Origin of the sequence: Advenella sp. RU8 (genome assembly GCF_048381675.1) — a bacterium.
GTDB lineage: Bacteria > Pseudomonadota > Gammaproteobacteria > Burkholderiales > Burkholderiaceae_B > Advenella.
In genome coordinates this window covers 36068-61921 of the sequence record NZ_JBLWIS010000012.1, presented here as the reverse complement: position 1 = coordinate 61921, position 25854 = coordinate 36068, and the positions used below count along the sequence as shown (strand labels likewise).

Below are 25854 nucleotides of genomic sequence, written 5' to 3'. Positions count from 1 at the left end.
GCATTATAACCATTGTGGCTATCGCCTAACACCTTTCAGGCCCCTGGAGACAAAGAACCAGACTGCCGCCAGCAATGCCCCCAGCAGGAATACTTTTGGAGGCCCCGCATAACGCGCCACCAGGCCGCCAATAGCGCCACCAGCGGCAACACCCAGTGCCTGGGACATATTATAGAACCCCAGGGCCAAGCCTTTATGCTCGGGCGGTGAAAAGCGGGAAACCATTGAAGGCTGCAAGGCTTCCAGGATATTGAACGCGATGAAAAATAGCACAAAGGCCACCATGGTAGCGGCAAAAGACTGGCTGGCCAGCGGCATCATAGCCATAACCACGGCCAGGGCTGCCACACAGATTTCAAGGCTTAATTTATGAATATGACGGGTTTCGGTATAGAAAACCGCCGGTACCATTAACACAAATGCCACCAATATAACTGGCAGGTAAACCTCCCAAAGATTACCCACGGTATAACCACCCAGCTCCATCAACAAGGGAGGGGCCACCACAAAGATGGACATCAAAATAAAATGCAGGCAGAAAACCCCGAAGTTCAGGCGCAGCAAATCGGCATGTTTGAACACATCGGCTGCGCGTGATTTTTGCGATACCGCTTGGCCATGCATGGGCACCACAGGCACAATAAGCGTGGCCAGTAACAGGCAAACAAAACCCAACAGGCTGATGACCCAGAACAGGCCGGGCAAGCCGCTCCATTCGACCAGCAAGGGCGACAGCACCAGTGAAACCGCAAAGGAAACACCAATGGAGGCGCCCACCATGGCCATGGCCCGGGTACGTACTTCAGGGCGAGTGGCATCGGCAACCCAGGCGGTAATGGCCGCGGAAACCGCGCCAAATCCCTGGATGGCCCGGCCAATAATAACCGTCGTCACGGATTCGGCATTGGCACAAATAATGCCCCCAATGACAAACAACAGCATGCCGAAGATAATGACCGGACGCCTTCCAAACTTGTCGGACGCCATGCCAAGCGGAATTTGCATGATGGCCTGGGTAATACCGTAAGCACCAATGGCCGCCCCCACCAGGGCGGCATTATTGCCGTTGGTCAGGGTTTTGGCGGCATCGGCAAACACAGGGGTCAGCAGGAACAGCCCCAGCATGCGCACGGCAAACAATAAAGCCAGGGAAATGCTGGCTTTTCTTTCTATCGGTGTTAACTTGAGTTTTTCCCGCGGTTGCCGGGGGGCATGACGGGAATCAGGGTGACTGATTCTAGATTTAATGGACATGTGAGGGATTTAATTAATAACCAACTAATTGGAGGATATCTTTATAAGAGTGTAACGCAGACTGGCTGACTGCGTTATAGTTATGCATTCGGCTAACGAAAACCAGACTCATCTAACTGGAAGCTAGTATTAACAATGGTAATGGATACATCCCCGGACACAACCGGTGACTTCAACAGGGATGCAATCCGCATCCGCGGTGCCCGCACGCATAATCTGAAGAATATTTCACTTGATTTGCCCCGTCACAAACTGGTGGTCATGACCGGCCTATCCGGCTCGGGCAAGTCTTCCTTGGCGTTTGACACGCTGTATGCCGAAGGCCAGCGCCGTTATGTGGAAAGCCTCTCGGCCTATGCCCGCCAGTTCCTGCAACTCATGGACAAGCCTGATGTCGACATGATCGAAGGCCTGTCACCCGCGATTTCAATCGAACAGAAAGCGGCCGGACACAACCCACGCTCTACGGTTGGCACCATTACAGAGATCCACGATTACCTGCGCCTGCTGTTTGCCCGCGTCGGCACGCCGTACTGCCCCGAACATGGAGAGCCGCTGCAGGCCCAAAGCGTTGGTCAGATGGTTGATTTCATTCTGGCGCTGAAACCCGAAACCCGGATTGCCTTGCTGGCACCGATTGCCCGCAATCGCAAGGGCAGCTTTGAAGATGAATTCATCCAGTTTCAGGCCCAGGGCTTTATTCGCGTTCGCATCGACGACGCCATGATCGAACTTGACCGCATCCCGCCCCTGAACAAAAACGAAAAACACAATATCGACGTGGTGATTGACCGCCTGAAAGTGCGCGAAGAAAGCAAACAACGCCTGGCCGAAAGCATTGAAACCGCGATCAAGCTGGCTGATGGCCGGGTAATTGTACTGGACCTGGATGAAAACATTGAACATGCCTTCTCCAGCCGCTATGCCTGCCCTGTCTGCAATCACAGCCTGGCTGAACTGGAGCCGCGCCTGTTCAGCTTTAACAACCCGGTAGGGGCCTGCCCACGCTGTGATGGCCTGGGTCATGTTCATATCTTTGACCCCAAGCGGATTGTGGCTTTTCCAGAGTTAAGCCTGGCCAGCGGCGCCATCAAGGGCTGGGACAAACGCAATGCCTTTACCCATTCCCTGCTGCACAGCCTGGCCATTCATTACGGATTCGATATCGACGAGGCCTTCGAATCCCTGCCTGAACACATAAAGCAAATTGTCTTATACGGTTCCGGCGAAGAAGAAATTTCTTTCCTGTACCTGGACAACAAGGGACTCAGCACCTTCAAGACACACGCCTTCGAAGGCATTATTCCCAATCTCGAAAGACGTTGGCTGGAAACCGATTCCAGCGCCGTACGCGAAGAACTGGGCAAATACCGCAGCCTGCAAACCTGTCCCGAATGTAATGGCTCCCGCCTGCGTGCCGATGCCCGGAATGTACTGATTGGCAACGAAGAGCGGGAAGGCGCCAAGCGCGGACTGGGCATTTACGAAGTGGAAGCCATGGCGCTTTCCAAATGCCTGGAATGGTTCCAAAACCTGCAGCTCAACGGTGCCAAGCAGGAAATCGCCAACCGGATTGTGCGTGAAATCCAGTCGCGCCTGCAGTTCCTGAATGATGTGGGACTGAACTATCTGTCACTGGACCGCAGTGCCGATACGATTTCCGGTGGTGAGGCCCAGCGTATCCGCCTGGCCAGCCAGATTGGCTCGGGGCTGACAGGAGTGATGTATGTGCTGGATGAGCCCTCGATTGGCCTGCACCAGCGCGATAACGACCGTCTTATCCATACGCTCCAGCATTTGCGTGACCTGGGTAATAGCGTGATTGTGGTAGAGCATGATGAAGACATGATCCGCGCCGCCGACTGGGTCGTGGACATGGGTCCCGGTGCCGGAGAACATGGTGGCAGGGTGATTGCCCAGGGCAGCCCCCAAGAAGTTGAAGCCAACCCGCAATCCCTGACCGGCAATTATTTAAGCGGCCGCAAAAAAATCAATGTCGGCAACATCCGCCCGCTTGATGAGGAACAACCCTGGCTGAAACTGTATGGCTGTACCGGCAACAACCTGAAATCGGTCAACCTGAGCATTCCGGTTGGCAAGCTGATCTGCATTTCCGGGGTTTCCGGTTCCGGCAAATCCACCCTGATCAACGATACCCTGGCCACCATCATGGCAAGGGAACTGAACCGTGCCCAGGCAGAGTCCGCCCCCTATTCCCATATCGAAGGGCTGGAGCATTTCGACAAGATCATCAATGTGGACCAAAGCCCGATCGGGCGCACCCCGCGCAGCAACCCGGCCACTTATACCGGCCTGTTTACCCCCATTCGCGAATTGTTTGCCGGTACGCCCGAAGCCCGGGCCCGCGGCTATGATCCAGGGCGTTTTTCCTTTAACGTCAAGGGCGGACGCTGCGAAAACTGCCAGGGCGATGGCGTGATCAAGGTGGAAATGCATTTCCTGCCCGACATGTACGTACCCTGTGACACCTGTCATGGCAAGCGGTATAACCGGGAAACCCTGGAAATCCGCTACCGTGGCCGCACCATCAGCGATGTCCTTGATCTTACGGTAGAGCAGGCACTTGAATATTTCAGCGCGGTTCCCCTGATCGCCCGCAAGCTGCAAACCCTCATGGATGTCGGCCTGAGCTATATCCGCCTGGGGCAAAGCGCCACCACGCTTTCAGGTGGCGAGGCACAACGCATCAAGCTGTCACTGGAACTGTCCAAGCGCAGCACCGGCAAAACCATGTATGTGCTTGATGAACCCACCACCGGTCTGCATTTTGCCGATATTGCCCTATTGCTGGAAGTCATCAACCAGCTGGTGGATGCCGGTAATACCGTGGTGGTGATTGAACACAACCTGGATGTAATCAAGGCCGCAGACTGGGTCGTGGACATGGGCCCCGAAGGCGGCCAGGGCGGTGGCACCATTGTGGCTGAAGGCACGCCGCAAGATATTGCCAACCACCCAAAGAGCCATACCGGCCGTTATTTAAAACCGCTGCTGGCGTAATTCCCGGCGAATGATCTTGCCCGTGGTCGTCATGGGTAACCCAGGCACAAAATGAATCTGGCGTGGGTACTCATGGGCAGCTACACGATGGCGCACATGGGCCTGAATTTCTTTTTTCAGGTCCTCGCTTTCGGCAACACCCTCACTAAGTACCACAAAAGCGGTCACCACTTCGGTGCGCTCGGCATCGGGCAGGCCAATCACCGCCACCATGCTAACGGCAGGATGTCCCAGAATGCAGTCCTCAATGGGCCCCGGGCCAATCCGGTAACCGGCACTGGTAATCACATCATCGTTCCGGCCTACAAAGCGGATAAAACCGTTCTCATCCTGCACCCCCATATCCCCGGTCACCAGATAGGCTCCTGCATATTTTTCCCATGTCGCTTCAGGATTCTGCCAGTACGCCAGAAACATGACCGGATCAGGTGCCAGCACCCCAATATTGCCTTCCTGGCCATTGGGCAAGACTTGACCCTGCTCGTCCACAATCGCCAGATGATGCCCGGGCACGGCCTTGCCGATGCTGCCAATCTGCGGCTCAAACAGGGCCGAGCAGGCGGAAACAATCATATTGCATTCGGTCTGGCCATAAAACTCGTTAATGGTGAGACCCAGGTTGCGCCGTCCCCATTCAATCAGCTCCAGCCCCAAGGATTCCCCTCCACTGGCAATCGTGCGCAACTTAAGGCGCCAGCGTTGTTGCGGGTTCTCGATATGGCGCATCATTTTCAGGGCCGTGGGCGGCAGGAAGGCGTTGGTAACCTGGTGTCGCTCCATCAGCTCAAAAGCGGCTTCGGCCGTGAATTTTTCAAAGCGGCAGGCAAGCACCGGAATCCCATGATGCCAGGCAGGCATCAGTACATCAAACAGGCCACCAATCCAGGCCCAATCGGCCGGCGTCCACATAAGGCTGTCTTCAGCCAATAGAAAATTATGCGACATCTCCACCCCAGGCAAATGTCCCAACAGCACCCGGTGGGCATGCAAGGCCCCCTTAGGCTTACCGGTAGTACCCGAGGTATAAATGATAACGGCCGGGTCTTCAGCCAGGGTGTTTACCGGCGTGAAATCTGGCGCTTCCTGCTTCAAGGCTGGCCAGAAGGCAGTGGCACCCTCTGCGGATTTTTCAATATCAATATTGAAAACCGCCTGCAATTCATTCAGGCTGTCACGGATATCCTGCAACTTGGCCATGCCGTCCTGGTTGGTCACCAGGACCTTGGCGCCCGAGTTGGCAAGACGGTACTGCAGGGCATCTATGCCGAACAGGGAAAACAGGGGAATCGCAATCGCCCCCAATTTGTACACGGCAATATGGGCAATCGCTGTTTCAACCCCCTGCGCCAGCAAAATGCCCACCCTGTCCCCCTTGCCTACCCCCGCCTTTTGTAGCACGTGGACAAACTGGTTGGAGTACGCCTTGAGCTGGTCAAAGGTATAACGGCGGCTATCACCGGCGGCTCTTTCCTGGATCAAGGCCAGGCGGCCACTCCCATCGGCCCATTTATCGCAAACATCCACCCCGATATTGAAATTGGCCGGAATCTCCCATTTGAACGCCTCATAGGTTTGCCCGTAAGTTGGCTTTTGAATCAGCACCCGTGTCTCCTGCTTTTGAGTCATTATTGACTTGATTCTAGCACTGGCAATTCAACCCCGACCATCAGGGAAAATCATACAGGACGGTTGCAAAACAGCCCCCAATCCATGGCTTAAAACAAGACAAAATGCAAGGTCACCACCAGCGGTACCAGGAAAGCGGTCAACAACCCGTTCAGGCTCATGCCAAGGCCGGCAAAGGTACCCATTTCATTGCTAACCTGGAAACCGCGGGCAACGCCAATACCGTGCGCGGTCAGGCCCAGCATGAAACCCCTGATTTCCGGCGACTCGATGTTGATTAACCTGAAAACATAACGGGCGCTCATGACACCAAAGATACCGGTGCCCATCACCCCCACCGCTGCCAGCGACGCCAGCCCCCCCAGTTTCTCACTGACCCCCATGGCAATCGGCATGGTGGCCGATTTTGGTGCCAGGGAAATGAGCAGCACGTCTTCAGCGCCAAGGAAAGCAGCCACCAGCACCACCGACAACACCGCCGTCAGCGAGCCCGCCAGCAAACCGCAAACCAAGGGCAGCCAGGCCTTTTTGACCCGCTCAAGCTGCATAGCCAAAGGTATAGCCAGCGCAACCGTAGCCGGACCCAGCAGAAAAGAAATATATTGCGCGCCCGCCATATAGTCTTCATAAGGAACTCCTGCATACACAAGGAAAGGCACAATCAGGAGCACCGACAGGGCAACGGGGTTGACCAAAGGATGAAAGCGGCTTTTTTTGGCCAGCCAGGCAACCAAGGCATACACCAGCAAGGTTAGCAAAATGCCAAACAGCGGGGTCTTGGTAAACGGGAGCCAGAAATCATTCAACATCGGGCGCCCCCTTTTGCGAATCATGGGCCTGCTTTTCAAGTCGCTTCATGACCGTTTGCATCACCAACGCCCCCACCGCCATGGCCAGCACGGTGCTAACCACGATACCGGCGACCAACGCCAGCCATTGGCCCTTGAGCAAGGTATAAGAAGTCATGATACCCACACAGACCGGGATAAACATAATCATCATTGACTTAAGCAATTGCTCGGCGGATGCCGCAATATGCTGGATCAAGCCTGGTTTTAGCAACAGGGTGATGAACAAAAAAACCATGCCTAGCACCGGTCCGGGCACAGGCAAACCCGAGAGCACCGACACCAGCTCTCCCAATGCCTGGAAAAAACATAAAACAGCCAGCGTCAGTAACATTACCCCCCCGCTTTTTGTAATTGTTGTACCAATACCGCCATCTTACCCGCTTGCACGCCAGCAGGCATCACTTTCAAATTAAGACAACCGATATGAAGATGGCCGCACAGGCGGCCATATTTGCAAACACACAACAAACCTAGCCTGTTTAATCAGGCGTGGGCTACCTGCAGTGCCTCTTCAACATTACCTTTATATTTTCTGAACACCGAGGGCGAAACCCCGTAAAACTGCTGGAATGCCGTTGAAAAATTGGCAGAACTCGAATAGCCGATTTCTGCAGCGATGGTAAGGGTACGCAAGGAGGTTTCCAGTAACAGGCGTTTTGCCTCGTGCATGCGGGTATCACGAACAAACTCAAAGACACTGATATTGAGATGATCCTGGAAAGCCTTGGTCAAGCGTTTTTCGTGCATGCCGGCCACTTCAGCCAGATGGCTAATGGAAAGCGGTTCGTTAAGGTGTTCCTGTACATATTTTTGCACAATGGATACCACGAGCGCATCGTCCAGAGTTTCCTGGCAGGACATGGGCCGTGGAGAAAAAGCGGAAAAAGAATTCATTTCCTGCTTGAGGCCCAACTCCATGGATTGAATCATGCGTTTTTTGCTTGCCAAAGACAAATGTACGGTAATCCGGGCAATCACCTCGTAGTCGGAGCAATCATTGGGAATGTAATCAACTGCACCACTACGAAACGCTTCCAGCCGGTTTTCAGGATTTTCTTCCTGCCCATAGAAAATCATGGGGATATCGTTGGTGAATGGGTTGGCCTTCAATCGTCGACACAACGTAACGCCATTCAGTTTGGGTAATTGTATGTTTGAAAGAATCAGGTCTGGACGATTGGCGACTGCCCGCTCATATCCCTGTAAACCATCAAAAGCATGACTGATACGGGAGTTTTTTTCCCGCAAGATATTCATCAGCGCATTACGTCCATGTATTTCATTATCAATAATTAATATATGGGACAATGAAAAATCATCATTAGCTTGCATAATTGTGGAGTTTTATTAAATTTAATAACAATTGATTCGTTTCAGTTTGTAAACAAATCTTCATCGGATTGTTTTTGGTTTTGTTTTTTATCAAAACAAAAGTTATTAAAATAATAAAACTAAATCAAAAACAATCTTTTATGCTCTTTAATTGCATATCGATCAGTCATTCCAGCAATGTAATCAGCAATGGAACGGCCCTGTGCGAGCTCATCCTGTACTTGATAATCTTTAGGCAGCAAACGGGGATCTTCCAGAAAAGCACTATATAAATCAGTAATGATTCGCTTTGCTTTACCCGACATGCGCATGACCTTGTAATGCCGGTAAAGATTTTCCATAAGGAACCGCTTAAGCTCATTTGCCTGTTTCCTGATGGGGGCTGAAAATGCAACAAGCATGGGTGCATTATATACATCTTTTAGTGTTTCTATCTCAAATGTTTTGATATTAAGTGCCGTATTTTGTGCAAGATCAACAATTAATGTATTTATTATGCGCCTAATTGTTTCGGAAATTAGCCTCTTTTCAGAAACATTCTGATATATATTACAAACATTTTGATAATGACTTGCGAACAATTCTACCGATAGCAATTGATCAACCGTGATCAATCCTGACCGAAGCCCGTCATCGACATCGTGATTGTTATAGGCAATTTCATCCGCCAGATTAGCCAGTTGAGCCTCAAGGCCAGGCTGCTTTTTGTCGATAAAGCGCCGGGCCACTTCGCCAAGGTTGCGGGCATGGGAAAGGGAACAGTGCTTAAGAATACCCTCACGGGTTTCAAAACTCAGGTTCAAGCCATTAAACGAGGCATAACGCTCTTCAAGCTCATCAACCACCCGCAGGCTTTGCAGGTTATGCTCAAAGCCGCCCGCCTGCGGTATTTTTTCCCGCATGCAGGCATTCAGGGCGTCCTGGCCGGCATGGCCAAACGGGGTGTGCCCAAGGTCATGGGCCAGGGAAATGGCTTCCACCAGGTCCTCGTTCAGGCGCAATGTCCTGGCAAGGGCCCTGCCAATCTGGGCCACTTCCAGGCTATGGGTAAGGCGGGTCCGGAACAGGTCCCCCTCATGATTGACAAAAACCTGTGTTTTATATTCGAGCCGCCGAAAAGCGGAACTGTGAATAATCCGGTCTCTGTCACGCTGGAACGGATTGCGACTTGGATCTTCGATTTCCCGGTGAACCCTGCCACGGGTATCTTCGGGTTTAGTTGCATACGGTGCCAGCGTTGTCATGTTGATTTACCCTTCCTGTGTTGTTTTCTTCAAAACCAGCACCAAGTCTTCCCAAGGTACCGTTTGGCTTTTCGCCTGGCCGATGCCTGGCATGACAATGAATTTGATTTTGCCTCCTTCGGCCTTTTTATCGATTTGCATCAGTTCGATCCATTTGTCAGTTCCAAGATCAGGGGCGGTAACCGGGCAACCAATGGCTGCCACCAATGCCCTGACCCTTTCAACATCCGTCTGTGGAAAACCGCATACCCGCGCAGACAATTCAGCCGCCTGCACCATGCCACAGCCCACGGCCTCTCCGTGCAACCAGGTACCAAAGCCAAGACCGGCCTCTATGGCATGGCCAAACGTGTGCCCCAGGTTCAGGATGGCACGCATGCCGGTTTCTTTTTCGTCTTGGGACACCACATAAGCCTTGAGTTCGCAAGAGCGCTGAACGGCATAGCCGATGGCTTCAGGCTCTAGCGCCTTGAGGCTGGCCACGTTTTGTTCGCACCAATCAAAAAAGCCGGCATCCAGGATAAGGCCGTATTTGATCACCTCGGCCAGGCCTGCTGCAATTTCACGCTCGGGCAAGGTACGCAGTACGGTGGTATCAATATCCACGGCAATCGGCTGATAAAATGCGCCAATCATGTTCTTGCCCATGGGGTGGTTGACCGCCGTCTTGCCACCCACCGATGAGTCCACTTGAGCCAGCAACGTAGTCGGCACCTGAATGAAACGAATACCCCGCATATAGGTTGCCGCGGCAAAACCGCACATATCGCCGATAACCCCGCCACCCAATGCAACAATAACCGCACGGCGGTCCAGCCGCTGCTCCAGCAGCCAGGTATAGATGCTGTTCAGGGTTTCCAGTGTCTTGTAGGCTTCACCGTCAGGCACTTCGAATACATTGATTTTCTTGCCGGTGGCTTCCAGTGACTGCAAAACCGTTTTGCCATACAGGCCATAAACGGTGGGATTGCTGATCAGGACCACTGAGGTGGCATCAGCAGGAATGGAAGTACCTACCTGCTGCAACAAATGGGGGGCAATATGAATGGGATAAGCGCCTCCTTCGGTGTTAACGTTAACAATACTCATGCTTTACTCCTGGTTTTTTTGCAACAAATTATGAATGGTCTTAACTACCGACGAGATGGAACCTGAACCCGTTTCTATCGTCAGGTCGGCCACACTTTCATACAGGGATTCACGCTGTGCCAGCAATTCAACAATCCTGGCTTTCGGGTTAGGCGTGGCCAGCAAAGGCCGGTTCCGGTCTTTGGCGACCCGGCGATAAAGCTCATCGGCACTGGCTTTCAGGTAAATCACAACACCCCGGCGTCGCAGAATGGCACGGTTTTCTTCTCTTAGCACGGCACCACCACCGGTAGCCAGGACGATGCCATCAATCTGCGCAACCTCTTCAAGCACCATACTCTCACGGTTACGGAACCCTTCCTCGCCTTCGATGTCGAAGATAAATGGAATGCTGACCCCACACCGCCCGACAATTTCATGATCGAGATCCAGAAAATCCCGATTCATTGCCCGGGCCAGGGCCCGTCCTATTGTTGTTTTGCCTGCCCCCATCATGCCCACCAAAAACACTGGCTGTCTGGTGGACAACCTGACAGGGGTAGTATCATGTATTATTTCACTCATAAATTTAAAAATGTCGGTAATTTGAGACTTATTTTGCACTGTTTTGCATATTATCACTTGCAACCTAAGTGAGGAGCGCTAAACTGCACAATTCAGTTACAGAAACCGATGAGTTTTTCACGAAATTCTGTCCACAAAGCTTTAAAATCCCGTGTAATGAGTAAAACTACCGCACCCAAAAAAGAGAAATCGTCGTCCGGCTCATGGCTGGGACGGTTTATCATGAAATCCATCGTATTTTGCGCAGGCATAGGGCTTTGTGGCGCTTTGCTGGTGATCATGGCGATCGGCCTTACCTGGCCGAACCTGCCCGACCTCCAGGCAATGACCGATTACCGGCCACGTATCCCGTTGCGCATCTATTCGGAAGACAAAGTCCTGCTTGCCGAATATGGTGAAGAAAGACGCAATGTCATGCGTTTCAATGAAATTCCCGATGTCATGAAACTGGCCGTGTTAGCCGCGGAAGATGACAATTTCTATAATCACCACGGGGTTGACTGGTCGGGCGTAGGCCGGGCCGTATTGGCCAATATCACCTCGGGTGCCAAAGCCCAGGGCGCCAGTACCATTACCATGCAGGTGGCCCGTAACTTTTACCTGTCTTCAGAAAAATCGTTCATCCGCAAATTCTATGAACTTTTGCTCACCTATAAAATTGAAGACACCCTCACCAAAGACCAGATTCTCGAGCTTTACCTGAACCAGATTTACCTGGGTCATCGCGCTTACGGCTTTTCTGCGGCCGCCCGTACTTATTTTGGTGTTCCCCTGTCAAAAATCAGCATTGCGCAGGCAGCGATTCTGGCAGGCATTCCCAAGGCACCCTCACGCTTTAACCCCAAAACCAACCTGAAACGCGCCATCGAACGCCAGCATTATGTCTTGGGCCGCATGCTGAAGCTGAAGTACATCAACCAGGAACAGTATGACACAGCCATGAATGAGAAAATTCAGGTCAAGTCACGCGACAACAGTGCCCCGGAAACCCAGTTTGCCCTTCATGGCCAGTATGTTGCCGAGCTCGCCCGCCAGCTGATGTACAACATCTACAAAGATAACGTCTACGGCCGTGGCCTTAACGTATACACCACTGTCAATTCCAAAGACCAGGAAGCCGCCTACAAGGCTGTGCGTGACGGAATCCTTACCTATACCCGCCGTAAAGCCTATCCTGGGCCGGCCGCACAACTGGAGCTGCCTGCCGGACTGGAACAAAACCAGGAAAAAATGGAAGAGTTCCTGGATAAAGTCAAAAACGATTACCCTGACAGCAACGACCTGCAAACCTACTTGGTGCTTTCCGCAAGCCCAACCAAGGTGGTTGCCATTCGGGAAGCCGGCCACCCCATTGAGCTGACCGGCACCGCCCTTAACAATGCCAAGCGCGCCCTGGTAGCCAAGCCCAGCGCCAAACGGCATATCATGCGTGGTTCCGTCATTTACCTGCAAAAAACAAAAGACAGCTGGACCATCATCAACATGCCTGAAGTCGAAGCTGCCTTTGTTGCCCTTAACCCTACTGATGGTGCCATCAAGGCCATGGTTGGCGGCTTTGATTTCAACCGCGGCGACTTCAACCGGGTAACACAGGCGTGGCGCCAGCCAGGTTCAACCTTCAAGCCCTTTATTTATGCCGCCGGCCTTGAGCGGGGCTTAACCCCGGAAACCAATATTTCCGACCAGCCGTTCTACCTGAGTGCGGCAAAAACCGGCAGCAAACCCTGGACCCCCAAGAACTACGGCAACAGCTATACCTATAGTCTAACCTTGCGCCAGGGCCTGTACAAATCCAAAAACATGATTTCCATTCGCATCCTTGAGGCCGTTGGCCCGGATTTTGCCATGGAATTCATTGACCGTTTCGGATTTGACCCCGCACGACACCCCCCTAAAGGTGCCTACCTGACCATGGCGTTGGGTGCAGGCAGCGTGACACCTTTGCAAATGGCCAGTGCCTATGCCGTCTTTGCCAACGGCGGCTATCGTGTCAATCCCTTCATTATCGACTACGTCACTGACCCCAACGGCACTGTCCTGATGAAAGCCCAACCGGTCAAGGCAGGCAATGAAGCCAACCGCGCCATTGACCCTCGCACCGCCTACGTCATGGATGACCTGCTGCGGGGCGTTGCCCGCAATGGTACGGCGGCCCGGACCCAGGCAACGCTTAAACGTGCCGATATCGGCGGTAAAACCGGTACCACCAACCAATCTTTCGATGCCTGGTTTGCCGGCTATACGCCCAAAATGGTAGGCATTGCCTGGCTGGGTTTCGATCAACCCCGTTCATTGGGTGACCGCGAAACCGGTGGTGGTGCAGCCATGCCAATCTGGCTCGATTACATGGCTCAAGTACTGCCTTCGATACCGGTTGCCAAACCAGGCCCCTTGCCAGCAGGCCTGGTCAAGGAAGGCAATAATTTTTACTATTCCGAATTCCCCGCCGGACAGGCGATTGCCAACCTGGGTGTCGGAGGCAGTGGCTATGCCCCTGGCACTGAAGAAGACGGTGCGGCCAAACCGGCAGCACAAGGTAGCGGTGATGCCATCGGCAAGCTGATTGAGTCGTTCAATCCCTTGGGTGGACCACCAATACGCTTTTAGGAAACCATAAAAAAACGCTCATTTTCAACCCTATGAAATGAGCGTTTTTTGGTACTACAAGCATGAAAAACCTGGCCATCCAGGCAAGCACCCGTCGCCGGCAGTACTTCTCGCTGCCCCGCCACGGTGTTATTCTTCTTACAAGGTAACGGTCAGGGTCTGTCCGGTAATTGCTGAACACAGGGCGCCAACATTGGCAGCCAAATCAGCACCACCACGGGTATCTTGCCACACTTGGCCATCAAAGCGATAATGAAAAGCACCGCTAGGCGCCGCCACCCACATTTCCTGCAAGGGTGCCTGGCTATTGATCACGACATGCCGGGTACTGTCAAATACAAGGGTCAGCACCTGGCCGCTGCGGTTCGCATCAACATCAATATCCAGATGTTCGAACCAGCCATCAGCCTGGGCCTGAATCTTGTCTAAAATATCATCTGCACGTGCAAGAAATTCTGATTCAGTCATAATATCAATTCTATAAAAAAATTTTTTGGAGTAGTAAATTGCCTGCGTTTACAAAATTACGCCGCAGTCTTTCAATTGCATCCCTGCTTGGCTTAAGTTTGGGTCTTACCGCCTGCGGATACAAGGCACCTCTATATTATCCTACCCAAGAACAATTACAGCAAATAGAAGCACGCGATCAAAGGATAAAGGCACGCAAGCAAGCCGCCAAAGAAGCGGCGCAAAAAGAAAGGGAACAAGCGCGTGCCCGGGAGCAGGAACAAAAAACCGGCATCCCCCAATAATGTTCCCATTTATTTTTCATACACCGTTAATTCTGATTATCAATTTGCAATGACCACACAATCACAACCACTACCCGTCCCTGCCGGTTCTCCCTTCTTTCACTACCAAAACAACACCCTGCATGCCGAAGGCGTTTGCCTGGAAACCCTGGCCCGTGAACTGGGTACCCCCCTGTATGTTTACTCCCTGGCCGCACTCAAGGCAGCATGGCAATCCTACCAAAATGCCATTGGCAACCGCAATACCCTGGTTTGTTATGGCATGAAAGCCAACTCCAATCTGGCGGTCCTGAACGAATTTGCAAAACTGGGCAGTGGGTTTGATATTGTTTCCGGTGGTGAACTGGCCCGTGTCTTGAAAGCAGGTGGACAAGCCGCCAAGGTTGTTTTTTCAGGCGTGGGCAAACAGGACTGGGAAATCGAAGCAGCCCTTGATGCCGGCATCAAATGCTTTAACGTAGAGTCGGTAGCCGAACTGCATCGCATCTCTGAAGTCGCTACGCGACTGGGCAAAACAGCGCCCGTTTCTTTACGTGTGAACCCGGATGTCGATGCCAAAACACACCCGTACATTTCAACCGGCATGAAAGAAAATAAATTCGGGATCGAAATTACCAGCGCACCGGCGGCTTACCAAAAAGCCAGTACCCTGCCCGGTATTAAAATCGTAGGCATCGACAGCCATATCGGCTCACAAATTACCGAAGTCAGCCCCTACCTTGATGCCCTGGACAAAACCCTGGACTTGCTTGATACCCTTGGCCTGCAGGGAATCCAGGTAGCGCATCTGGACATTGGCGGTGGCCTTGGCATCCGCTATACCGATGAAATCCCGCTCGACCCTAAAGAATTGCTGGAACCCGTTTATGAAAAACTGGCACAACGTGGCTATGCCCATTTGCAACTGGTTCTGGAACCAGGCCGTTCACTGATTGGCAATGCAGGCATCCTGCTAACGCGTGTCCAGTACCTCAAGCATGCCGAAGCCCGCAATTTTGCCATTATTGACGCAGCCATGACCGACCTGATGCGTCCCGCGCTTTATGAAGCCTACCATGGACTGCTGCCCGTCAAGCCACGCGCGCAAACCCCCGAAACCTATGATATTGTGGGTCCCGTTTGTGAAAGTGCAGACTGGCTGGCCAAACAACGCAGCATTGCGCTAGAGCAAGACGACATCCTGGCTCTTGAATCCGCCGGTGCCTATGGCTTTGTAATGTCCAGCCAATACAATACCCGTCCCCGGGCGGCGGAAGTCATGGTAGATGGCGAGCGTTTCCATATTATTCGCCAGCGCGAAAAACTGGAAGACCTGTTTGCAGGCGAACAGCTCCTGCCCTAACAGCCCTGATTAAAGCTTTATAGCCAAGTATTTTCCGGCCTTTTACTTTTAATGACCTCTTTCATGGGGTCATTTTCTTTTCCAGCTGACGCATGCCCCTCATTGATCTTGTTTTGCTGATTTATTCAGACACTCTTTCCGGAATCAATACATTCGAACATATGAATATTTGGATGTATTGCCTTCAAATTATTACCAAAAGTAAGCTATAATCCAATTGTAAACATTGTCATCAATCTTACAATGTATTCATATTTCCTAGTGCGGTTAAGATTCTAAAACGCCCCCTTTAGCTCTGGAGAATCAGCATGATAGATCTGGATGTCGTCACCCTGTCGCGCTTGCAGTTTGCGCTGACAGCCATGTTTCACTTTATTTTTGTACCGTTAACATTAGGCTTTGCATTTTTGCTGGCCATTATGGAAAGCGTCTATGTCATGACGGGTAAAGACATCTGGCGTCGCATGACCATGTTCTGGGGCAAACTTTTTGGCATTAACTTTGCCGTAGGAGTTGCAACCGGTGTCGTCATGGAATTCCAGTTCGGCATGAACTGGTCTTATTACAGTCATTATGTCGGTGATATTTTTGGAGCGCCATTAGCCATTGAAGGCTTAATGGCGTTTTTTATGGAAGCCACCTTTATCGGCCTGTTCTTCTTTGGCTGGGACCGTTTATCCAAAGTGGGCCACCTTGTTGTTACCTGGCTGGTAGCCATTGGAGCCAATTTTTCGGCCTTGTGGATTTTAATCGCCAATGGCTGGATGCAAAACCCTGTGGGTGCCTACTTCAACCCCCACACCATGCGCATGGAAATGACCGATTTTGCCGAAGTCGTGCTTAATCCGGTGGCCCAGGCCAAATTTGTACATACGGTCAGTGCCGGCTATGTCCTGGCTGCCATTTTCGTGCTGGGCGTCAGTGCCTGGTACGTGTTGCGTGGCCGTCATATCGAAATTGCCCGCCGCTCCATGGTCATTGCCGCCAGCTTTGGGCTGGCGGGTTCATTGTCGGTCGTGGTTCTGGGTGATGAAAGCGGTTATTTAAGCACCGAACACCAGCAAATGAAATTGGCCGCCATGGAATCCATGTGGCACACAGAGCCGGCACCGGCCAACTTCAACCTGATTGCCATTCCCAACCAGGAAGAGCGACGCAATGAGTTTGCCGTGGAAATCCCATGGGCGATGGGTATTATTGGCACCCGCTCCCTGACCACTCCCCTGTTAGGCATCAATGAGCTGGTCGACAAGGCAAAGGTTCGCATTGAACATGGGGTACAAGCCTATAACGCCTTGCAAACACTGCGTGTGGATAAAACCAATGCACAGGCACAAACCGTCTTTGATGCGTACTGGAAAGACCTGGGCTATGCCCTGTTGCTCAAGCGTTATGTCCAAGACCTGAACACCGCCACCCCCGGGCAGATTGACCAGGCAGCCTGGGATACCGTCCCTCAGGTTGCCCCTTTATTCTGGACATTCCGCCTCATGGTCGCACTGGGTTTTTACTTTATTGGCTTCTTTATGGTTGCCTTTTACCTGGCCAGCAAAGATCGCCTTACCAGTTCACCACGCTTTCTCAAGCTGGCGGTATTCACCGTTCCATTGCCCTGGATTGCCGTTGAATGCGGCTGGTTCGTAGCCGAATTTGGTCGTCAACCCTGGATTATTGAAGGCGTATTGCCCACTTTCTATGCCGCCTCGGGGCTTAATGTCAGCGATCTCGTCATCAGTATGACCATCTTTATTGTGCTGTATGGCGCCCTGGCCGCGCTGGCCACCAAGGTGATGCTGTATACGGTACGAAAAGGCCCTCAAGAAGAAGATGACAAGCCTGACGCCAATGACTTTGCCGCCAGTGCCATTACCGCTAAATAAGGAGTTGGACAATGGAATCGTTAATTCTGTTTGATTATGACACCATGCGCCATATTTGGTGGCTGCTGCTGGGTGTGCTGTTAATTGCCTTTGCCATCATGGACGGCGCTGACCTTGGGGTGGCCATGCTGTTGCCCCTGGTTACCAAATCCGATGACGAACGGCGCGTTCTTTACAACGTGATCGGCCCGGTTTGGGAAGGTAACCAGGTTTGGCTGATTACGGCTGGTGGCGTTATTTTTGCCGCCTGGCCATTGTTATATGCCATGTCGTTTTCTGGCTTTTATCTGGCCATGATGCTGTTGCTGGTGGCGCTTATTTTACGTCCGGTTGCCATTAAATACCGCAGTCAGCTGCCATCAGAAAAATGGCGTAAAAACTGGGATCTCACCTGGTGTTTAACCGGGCTGGTTGCTGCCCTGGTTTTTGGCGTGGCTATTGGCAACGTCATGCTGGGCGTGCCATTCCGCTTCGAGGCTGACACTTTGCGACCTGTTTATGAAGGCAGCTTTTTCGGCCTGTTCCAGCCTTTTGCACTGTTGTGTGGCGTACTTAGCATTGCCATGCTGCTGCTGCAAGGCGCCACGGTATTAAGCTGGAAAACAGAAAACGGCATTGCACAGGCGGCACATCGCTGGGCCATCTGGTCGGGTCTTGCCGTGATCGTGCTGTTTGTGCTTGGCGGTGTCTGGATTGCCGCGTCGGTACCCGGATATAGGATGGATACTGCCCTGCTAACTGCCAACGATGTATCCAATCCCCTGTCCACCGACAAGGCGGTTACGGTTGCGTCCGGAGCCTGGATGGGTATTTACAGCGTAACGCCCCTGGCCTGGATCGCACCGGCCCTGGGTATTGTTACCACCTTGCTGGCCATGTTGCTGGTAAAACGCAGCGGTTTGCTTGCCTTGCTCATGTCCTCGTTAAGCATTGCCGCCATTATCTTTACCTTTGGCTTTTCCACCTATCCGTTCCTGCTGCCTTCATCCCTTGACCCGGCCGCTGGCTTAACCCTTTATGATGCCTCAGCCAGCCATTTAACCTTGTGGATCATGCTGCTGGTTGCGCTGTTTTTCCTGCCGATCATCATTGCCTATACCTCTTGGGTATATCGTGTCATGCGTGGGAAAGTTACCCCTGAAACGGTTAACGATGCCCCCCATGCTTACTAAGGAATCACCATTATGTGGTATTTTTCATGGATTTTAGGTTTAGGCCTGGCATGTGCTTTTTCCATCCTGAACGCAATGTGGTTTGAATTGCGTACAATAGAAAAGAATGCCAAAGCCACAAAAACCCAATAGTGTTTCATTAATAATGTCACCAGATACTCCCTCTAAAACAGAAGCTGCCATACAGAACCGCTGGTTGTCAGGTCTCTGGAAAATAGCACCCATAGCCATGATGTGGGCCATCGGTGCGCCACTTGTGGCAGGGGGAGTCCTGGTATTCCAGGCCTGGATGCTGGCAAAAACCCTCGACCAGGCCATTCGTTTATCGGTTGCCCCCGCCGAGTTATGGGGGCAAATGTTACTGATTGCCCTGCTGATTGCCCTTCGGGCCTTGATGGTCTGGTCTGGCGAAATGGCCGCTTCCCGGGCTTCCGAACACATCAAGCAACAATTGCGGCAACGGTTTTTTGGACAATTGCTGGCCCGGGGGCCTGTCTGGAGCAGGCAAACGCCGGCTGGCGCCCTCACCACGGCCATCCTCGACCAGGTGCAGGCACTTGACGGCTATTTGCAGCGTTTTCTGCCCGCCACCATTTCCGCGGTTTTTCTGCCCCTGGCATTTGCGGTTGTGATCCTACCCATCGACTGGATCGTCACCCTGGTGTTCTTATTCAGCGCCCCCATGATTCCCCTGTTTATGGCCCTAATCGGCATGCGTGCAGAGGCCGCCAACCAAAAACACCAACAGGCGTTAAGCCGTCTGTCAGGTATTTTTGCCGACCGGATTCGTGGTCTGTTCACCCTGGCCTTAATGGGACGCACCAAGGACGAAATCAAAGCCGTACATTCGGCCAGCAAAAGCTTAAGCGACACCACCATGAAAGTGTTGCGGATTGCTTTCCTGTCTTCGGCAGTGCTTGAGCTGTTTGCCGCCCTGGGCGTGGCCGGTGTGGCCATTTATATCGGGCTCAGTTATTTAGGCATGCTAGGCGCCCATTTTTCTGGCTATACCTTGCAGCATGGCCTGTTTTGCCTGTTACTGGCACCCGAAGTGTATATGCCGCTGCGCCAGATGGCAGCCAGCTACCATGACCGGGCCACCGCCAAGGCAGCAGCGCAAGGCTTGCACCAGTTGTATCAACAACTGCCCAATCATCACGACACCAGCCTGCCAACCGTTGCAGAATCCCCCATCATCCAGCGCCAGGCCCGTAACGGCAGTGGGCTTGTCTTGCAGGCACAGGAACTTGCCCTGCAAACCCCTCAAGGACGCGATATTTTATTACCCGCCAATTTTACCTTGCAGCTCGACCAGCCCATCGCCTTAATGGGCGAAAGCGGCATTGGCAAAACCTCTTTGCTTGAGACCCTGGCCGGACTGCGACCCTACGCCAACGGTCAACTGGTGCATTATTTTGCCGAAAACGAATACATCCTGATTGGCCAGCAGCCCTTTATCGGCCTGGGCAGCATCCGGCAGTTTTTATTGGCCGTCAACCCCCAGGCTACCGAACAGCAATTATGGTCTGCCCTTGAGCAGGCCCAGGCAGCCGGTTTTGTAACCGGCCTGGCACAAGGACTGGATACCGTGCTGGGTACACGCGGACACGGCGTGTCTGGCGGACAGGCCCACCGGCTTGCGCTGGCCAGGCTGTTTTTAACCGACCCGGCCCTGATCATGCTGGACGAGCCCACTGCCTATCTTGACGGGCAAACCCGTGACGCGGTTATCCAGGCCATTTTACGCTTTGCCCGGGGCCGTGCCTTGCTGGTGGCCACCCACGATGAGGAAATAGCACAGTGCATTGGCCAAGTCTGGCACATTCGCAATCAAAAACTTTTTATGAAGGAAAAAGCGTGAAATTGTGGTGGCAGTTGGCCGGACCCTGGATTAAACAACATTGGCGCCTAAGCATTCTGGCCCTGTTCCTGGCCTTATCGACCGTTTTTGCCGGCGTGGGGCTCTTAACGGTCTCCGGCTGGTTTTTAACCGGTGCCTTTCTGGCCGGCTCGGCACTGGCGTTCAATCTGTTTCTCCCCTCTGCCCTGGTGCGTGGCCTGTCAATGTGGCGAATTGCCTCACGTTATGCCGAACGGGTATGCGGACATATTGTCACGCTGGACTTGCAGGCGGAAATCCGCACCGGCAGTTTTGCCCGGCTGGCCGCTTTCAAACCCGCCCAATTGGCCCAATACCGTGACGGTGACCTGCTGGCGCGTCTCATCAACGACATAGAACGCCTGGATACTTTCTTTTTACTGATTATCACCCCGGTTTTTACGGCCGTCATGGCCGGTGCATTTTTCAGCTTTTTGATGGGTATGGCATTACCCTTGATGGGCTGGATCCTGCTGCTTGTATTATGCCTGGCAGCTGGTGTACTGCCCTATTTGCTGGCCCGCAAAACCGCAGCTGCGGGCTTGGAAGTCCAGGCAGCCAATGCCGAATTGCGCGCCCTGGCCCATGAGGCCATTTCCGCCCACACTGACCTGCTGGTTTTTGGCCTGACATCGGTGGCGCAAGAACAGTTTGACCAGGCCGGCCTGCGTTTGGCCAAGGCACAGCAACGGGTCACCCAGGCAGGCAGTTTGGGCACCCTGGTGCAGCAACTGTTAATGGGGGCATTGGTATTGGCACTATTATGGCTGGGTGCCAATGCACAGGCACAGCAGGCCTTGTCGGCCCCGATTTGGGTGGGACTGTTACTGGGGGCAATGGGCCTGTTTGAAATTTTATCCCCCATCATGCGCGGCGCTGCCGGCCTGGGTGCCGTTGAAGCCGCCGCCCGTCGTATTCAAGACCTGACTGTCACAGCGCTTGCCCAAACCGAGAGTGGACAGGCCCAGCCAACGGCAACCCTTCCCGCCACAGGACAATTGCAGTTGCAAAACATCGGTGTGGCCTATGAAAACCAGCCGGTTTTAAGCCAGCTAAATCTTAGTGTGGAACATGGCCAGCGGATTGCCATTCGGGGATTAAGCGGCACGGGTAAAACCACCCTGCTCATGGCCATCATGCAGGTGCATCCCTTGTCAGCAGGCACCATTACTTATGGTGACGTCAATTTAAATACGGTAAACACCCAATCGCTTTACCGGCACTTTGCCCTGCTGTCACAACATTCACCGGTGTTCATGGGCACTATCCGCCACAACCTGCTGTTGGCCGACCCTGATGCAACAGATGAGCGCTTATGGGAAGTCCTGAAGCAGGTTCATCTGGCTAGCCACATTGAACAGATTGGTGGCCTGGACGCCTGGACCGGCGAAGGTGGCAACACGCTTTCTACCGGCCAAATCCGCCGTTTATGCCTGGCCCGTGTCTTGTTATCCAAGGCAACGGTCTGGCTGCTTGACGAACCCACCGCAGGGCTTGACAAAACTACCGCCGATGCCTGGTTTACCAACCTGCAACAGGTGGCTAAAGACCGTACGGTGATCATCGTAACGCATGCCAATTTGCCTGAAGGCGTGGTTGATGAAAACTTTGTATTGGCAAATGGTCGTTTGCACAGTGAGCTCAAACCAGTTCAGCAACAAAAAACGGTGGCCAGTTCACATTTTTGAACAGACCACCGTTTTTTTACCCTAAAACCAAGCAGGTTTTAATGGGCATTCCTGTTTTACAACTCACCGTACGAATGCAAGCCAGACAGGAAGATATTCACGCCCAGGAAAGCAAAACTGGTAATGATCAAACCAGCCAGCGCCCAGTAGGCAGCAACCGTACCACGCATTCCTTTCATCAGGCGCAAGTGCAACCAGGCCGCATAATTCAGCCACACAATAAAGGCCCAGGTTTCTTTGGGATCCCACTGCCAGTAAGTTCCCCAGGCATCGGCGGCCCACAGCGCTCCCAGCACGGTAGCTACCGTAAAGAAGGCAAATCCCACTGAAATGGCCCGGTACATGATGTCATCAAGCACCTCTAGCGGAGGCAATTTGCTGGCAATCGTTTTACGGGCCATCAAAATGCAGGCCACAATAATAACGCTTAAGCCAAAATACAGAATCCAGAAACCGAAGTTTTCCTTGTCACTGAAAATGAACGGTTCAGACACCATGGCACCACCAATCAGCAGCAAGGGGATCATGGGCTTCCAGGACGTAGTTTCGCCATGTTGCTTGACCAGATAAGCAAAACCCACCATAGCCGACAATGCAAAGGTACCGTAGCCAATAAAGTTGGCCGGTACGTGCAGCTTCATCCACCAGCTGCGCAAGGCATTATTCAATGGTGTAATCGCTGCCGCATCGCGCTCGAAAGTGTACCAAAGCAGGAAAATGACCGCCGTGGATATGACCAGCAATACAAAGCCACCCAAGGCACGCGTGTTATAGCGCTTTTCATAGTACAGGTAAAAAACCGCGGTTATCAGGCAAAACAGCACGAAAACTTCATACAGGTTACTGACAGGAATATGCCCCATGTCGGGGGCAATCAGGTGTCCTTCACGCCAGCGGACCAGCAAGCCGGTAAAGCCAAAAAACACGCCCGCCCAGGTGAAGACGGTACCCATCCAGGCTGCGGTTGGGCTGACATACCCCACCCAATACACCACGGTAGCCATGAAAAACAGGGCGCACATCCATAAAATGGCAGACTGTGAGGACAGCAGGTATTTAAGCAGGAACTGGTTATCAGCCTGTGCCAGGTTGCCATCATAAAGGCCAATAGCCAGCAATGCCGCCAGGCCACAGGCAATCATGAGCGAACGCAAAGGACGCCACAACCAGCCCACCCAGGTCACAAAGAGGGTGGAACCGGCCAGGATATATTTCTCGTAAATATCCATTTCATTGGGATAGGTCACAATGGCATATGCTGCCCCTGCTACCAGAACCAGAAAGAAAACGAGATCGGTCCAGTCGGGTTTGCCCCGCAGGACACGGTTGTCACCAGTTTCTGAAATTTGCTCTTCCCAGTTCGCTGAGGGACGCGTTCCCGGAGAAGGTTGCACCAAGGTATTCGACATATTCAATTCCTACTTTTTAGCCAAATCTGAAAAGTCTTGCCTGAAGCGCTCGAACTCACGGTTGAAGTCCAGCGTTCTTTTCTGTGAAGTCATTGCTGACATTATTTTACTGCTATTTGCCGTGTCGCCAGGTTTAATCCACATCCAGATGCGGCGGTCACGAATATAAAACATGGCAAAGACACCGATAATCAAGAACAAAGAGCCCAGGTAAACAGAGCTTTTGCCCGGTGAACGGGTGGCCTGCAAGACACTGGCCTGGATATGTTCAAAAGTCTTGAGCTGCAACATGACAGGCGCCGGATAAGCACTTAAGTCGGACAGCGCACGCAATGACAGGTCAAACCAGCGGGCCTGCTTTTCAGCCTCTTCACGATTGCTTAATGAAATTGGCGCAAGACCCGCTTCGGTGCGTACCAGGTTGCGCAACTCTACCGCGCTGAAAAGCAGGTAATCACGCAGGATTTTTTTCATGGGTTCACGCAGGTTTTCTGGCATCCGTTCCGCTTCGGGCACATTGACTCCATCAACGTATTGATCAATACCCATGAAGCCACCCTTGGCAAATATGGCCAAGGCCTGCTCGGCCAGCGGAGTGATCATGTCAGCATTGAAACGCTCATCCTGGGATTTTTCCGCAAAACTACGGGCAGCCTTGCTTCGCAAGTCTGGGTTATCAAAGGCAGCCCGCATGGCCATGAACTCATTCAGCGTGCCTTGCTCATCGGCAGGCATGCGAACATAACGGAACATGCCTTCACCCGGCAGCTGGACACCCGCCAGAAAAACCAGCGAGTCATCAAGCATCATGGGCAGCATGTAATTGTTATACTTCACCGACTGGTTCTTGTCATCACTGAGGGTATACGCTACGCTTGGGCCCACGTTTTGCACTTCATGGGCTTTACCCGCCGCGCTGCCGGTAACCGCCAGGATCTGCTCTTCAAAACTTTTAGGCTGCAAGCCATCGCTGCCAGCGTTCAGGTTTTCAACGTTGATGGGCTTGAAGTCATCAATCGTGACCCGGTACTCTTTGTTTTCACCATTAAGCGTGGTGGTTAATTTAGTGGTCCCGGCCACCTCCATGTTCAACTCAAAGGTTTCAGTGGCCTGCCCGCTAACCGGATAACCGGTTAATTGCAGTTTGGAACCACCATCATGGAAACTGGACTGATACAGGGTAATGCCATCTTTGGCAAAGGGATGGTTAACCTCAATAATACGGTTCTGTACTTCTTTGGTTTTAAGATCGGTAATGGTAACGTCACTGGCAAAACGCTTGGGCATGCCATTGGTTTCGTAGTACTCGATAATAAATTTATTCAGCTTGATATCAAATGGCAATACCTGCAGGTATTGTTCGCCACCGATGCCCAACAAGGCGTAACTTGAATTGCCGCCTTCGGAAATGGCTACATTGCCACGAAAGCTAGGGTTGGAGGAAGAAAAGCGGGCCTCTTCGTCAACATCAGAAATATATTTCGCCGTTGCCGGAATGGGCGCTTTGCCACCAAACCAGATTTGCAGGCGGTTAGGCAATTCGCTGTCCAGCAAGCCGCCAATACAGATGACGACAATCGCAACGTGGGCAAATATATAGCCCAAGCGATTGGCACTGCCCTTTTTGGCAGCCAACAGCACGCCATTTTCCGAAATCTTTTCACGGTAGCTGTAACCTTGTTTTTTCAACCATGACTTGGACATGCGCACGGTGGTTTCCTGATCGAAACCAACCTCTACATTCAATTTGTGGGGAAACGCACGCAAACTACCTTCACGGATATACTCACGAAAAGAGCGCATATCCTTGATCATTTTAGGGGTGTTGCGAAGCAGGCAAACTGTGGTGGAAATAACCAGAAAACCCATAATGACCAGAAACCACCAGGTATTATAGATTTGCGATACGCCGAATTTACTGAAAACGGTATACCAGAACGTACCGAATTGATCGGTGTATTGAAGATCCGTCTGGTTTTGTGGCAAAACCGTACCAATAATACTGGCGACACAAATAAACGAGAGCAGGCTTACCGCAAAGCGCATCGAGCCCATCAGTTCAAAAAAATCAGCAGTCCATCTTCTGCCCGAGGTATGTTTTGCCATTGTAAATTATTAAATCATAAGAAAATAGGGAGTGCCGA

At 52.3% G+C, this 25854-nt stretch carries 20 protein-coding genes; 9 read left to right on the top strand and 11 right to left on the bottom strand.

The window, feature by feature from the left end:
• Positions 1–18: 18 nt before the first annotated feature.
• Positions 19–1254, bottom strand: coding sequence for an MFS transporter (locus ACM5Q9_RS13030; RefSeq protein WP_418145170.1), 1236 nt, complete (start codon positions 1252–1254; stop codon positions 19–21).
• Positions 1255–1395: 141 nt separating this feature from the next.
• On the opposite strand from ACM5Q9_RS13030, the gene uvrA reads away from it, so the two are divergent.
• A complete protein-coding gene (gene uvrA / locus ACM5Q9_RS13025) occupies positions 1396–4275 on the top strand; it encodes an excinuclease ABC subunit UvrA (RefSeq protein WP_418145169.1) in 2880 nt (959 codons plus the stop codon).
• Here the strand turns inward: uvrA and ACM5Q9_RS13020 are convergent.
• From ACM5Q9_RS13020 to ACM5Q9_RS12990, 7 genes are all read right to left on the bottom strand, one after another.
• Positions 4255–5877 carry an acyl-CoA synthetase gene (locus ACM5Q9_RS13020; protein ID WP_418145168.1) on the bottom strand — a complete coding sequence of 541 codons (1623 nt, stop codon included), beginning with the start codon at positions 5875–5877 and terminating at the stop codon, positions 4255–4257. The genes uvrA and ACM5Q9_RS13020 overlap by 21 nt on opposite strands.
• A gap of 113 nt (positions 5878–5990) precedes the next feature.
• Complete coding sequence (locus ACM5Q9_RS13015; RefSeq protein WP_418145167.1) at positions 5991–6710, bottom strand: LrgB family protein; 720 nt, start codon at positions 6708–6710, stop codon at positions 5991–5993.
• Positions 6700–7083: a CidA/LrgA family protein gene (locus ACM5Q9_RS13010; RefSeq protein ID WP_418145166.1), complete on the bottom strand. Its 384-nt coding sequence runs from the start codon at positions 7081–7083 to the stop codon at positions 6700–6702. Before ACM5Q9_RS13010 ends, ACM5Q9_RS13015 begins: the two co-directional genes overlap by 11 nt.
• A 152-nt stretch (positions 7084–7235) precedes the next feature.
• Positions 7236–8084, bottom strand: coding sequence for a helix-turn-helix domain-containing protein (locus tag ACM5Q9_RS13005; RefSeq protein ID WP_418145165.1), 849 nt, complete (start codon positions 8082–8084; stop codon positions 7236–7238).
• A gap of 119 nt (positions 8085–8203) precedes the next feature.
• A complete protein-coding gene (locus ACM5Q9_RS13000; RefSeq protein ID WP_418145164.1) occupies positions 8204–9328 on the bottom strand; it encodes a deoxyguanosinetriphosphate triphosphohydrolase in 1125 nt (374 codons plus the stop codon).
• Between the two features lie 6 nt (positions 9329–9334).
• Positions 9335–10417 (bottom strand): 3-dehydroquinate synthase, encoded by a 1083-nt coding sequence (gene aroB, locus ACM5Q9_RS12995; protein WP_418145163.1) that lies wholly within the window; start codon positions 10415–10417, stop codon positions 9335–9337.
• Positions 10418–10420: 3 nt separating this feature from the next.
• Positions 10421–10981, bottom strand: coding sequence for a shikimate kinase (locus tag ACM5Q9_RS12990; protein ID WP_418145162.1), 561 nt, complete (start codon positions 10979–10981; stop codon positions 10421–10423).
• Positions 10982–11137: 156 nt separating this feature from the next.
• Here ACM5Q9_RS12990 and ACM5Q9_RS12985 point away from each other — a divergent pair, with 156 nt between their 5' ends.
• Positions 11138–13588: a penicillin-binding protein 1A gene (locus ACM5Q9_RS12985; protein WP_418145161.1), complete on the top strand. Its 2451-nt coding sequence runs from the start codon at positions 11138–11140 to the stop codon at positions 13586–13588.
• A gap of 138 nt (positions 13589–13726) precedes the next feature.
• On the opposite strand, the gene cyaY is transcribed toward ACM5Q9_RS12985, so the two are convergent.
• The gene (gene cyaY, locus ACM5Q9_RS12980) at positions 13727–14056 is read right to left on the bottom strand and encodes an iron donor protein CyaY (RefSeq protein WP_418145160.1); all 330 of its coding nucleotides are present in this window, start codon (positions 14054–14056) and stop codon (positions 13727–13729) included.
• A 38-nt stretch (positions 14057–14094) separates the two neighbouring features.
• Between cyaY and lptM the strand changes: the two genes are divergently transcribed.
• The 7 genes from lptM to cydC all read left to right on the top strand — a co-directional run bounded on the left by lptM (position 14095) and on the right by cydC (position 22301).
• Positions 14095–14340, top strand: a complete 246-nt coding sequence (gene lptM, locus ACM5Q9_RS12975; RefSeq protein ID WP_418145159.1) for an LPS translocon maturation chaperone LptM — start codon at positions 14095–14097, stop codon at positions 14338–14340.
• 49 nt (positions 14341–14389) lie between these two features.
• Entirely contained in the window at positions 14390–15682 is a 1293-nt protein-coding gene (gene lysA, locus ACM5Q9_RS12970; protein ID WP_418145158.1) for a diaminopimelate decarboxylase, read from the top strand.
• A gap of 308 nt (positions 15683–15990) precedes the next feature.
• Entirely contained in the window at positions 15991–17562 is a 1572-nt protein-coding gene (locus tag ACM5Q9_RS12965) for a cytochrome ubiquinol oxidase subunit I (RefSeq protein ID WP_418145157.1), read from the top strand.
• An 11-nt stretch (positions 17563–17573) separates the two neighbouring features.
• The gene (gene cydB / locus ACM5Q9_RS12960) at positions 17574–18734 is read left to right on the top strand and encodes a cytochrome d ubiquinol oxidase subunit II (RefSeq protein ID WP_418145156.1); all 1161 of its coding nucleotides are present in this window, start codon (positions 17574–17576) and stop codon (positions 18732–18734) included.
• Positions 18735–18746: 12 nt separating this feature from the next.
• On the top strand, positions 18747–18866 hold the full coding sequence (cydX, locus tag ACM5Q9_RS12955) for a cytochrome bd-I oxidase subunit CydX (RefSeq protein WP_418145155.1): 120 nt from the start codon (positions 18747–18749) through the stop codon (positions 18864–18866).
• Between the two features lie 13 nt (positions 18867–18879).
• A complete protein-coding gene (gene cydD, locus ACM5Q9_RS12950) occupies positions 18880–20595 on the top strand; it encodes a thiol reductant ABC exporter subunit CydD (RefSeq protein WP_418145154.1) in 1716 nt (571 codons plus the stop codon).
• Entirely contained in the window at positions 20592–22301 is a 1710-nt protein-coding gene (cydC, locus tag ACM5Q9_RS12945; protein ID WP_418145153.1) for a thiol reductant ABC exporter subunit CydC, read from the top strand. Before cydD ends, cydC begins: the two co-directional genes overlap by 4 nt.
• Before the next feature lie 56 nt (positions 22302–22357).
• On the opposite strand, the gene ccsB is transcribed toward cydC, so the two are convergent.
• Positions 22358–23710: a c-type cytochrome biogenesis protein CcsB gene (gene ccsB / locus ACM5Q9_RS12940; RefSeq protein ID WP_418145152.1), complete on the bottom strand. Its 1353-nt coding sequence runs from the start codon at positions 23708–23710 to the stop codon at positions 22358–22360.
• A gap of 9 nt (positions 23711–23719) precedes the next feature.
• Positions 23720–25816: a cytochrome c biogenesis protein ResB gene (locus tag ACM5Q9_RS12935; protein ID WP_418145151.1), complete on the bottom strand. Its 2097-nt coding sequence runs from the start codon at positions 25814–25816 to the stop codon at positions 23720–23722.
• Positions 25817–25854: the final 38 nt, after the last annotated feature.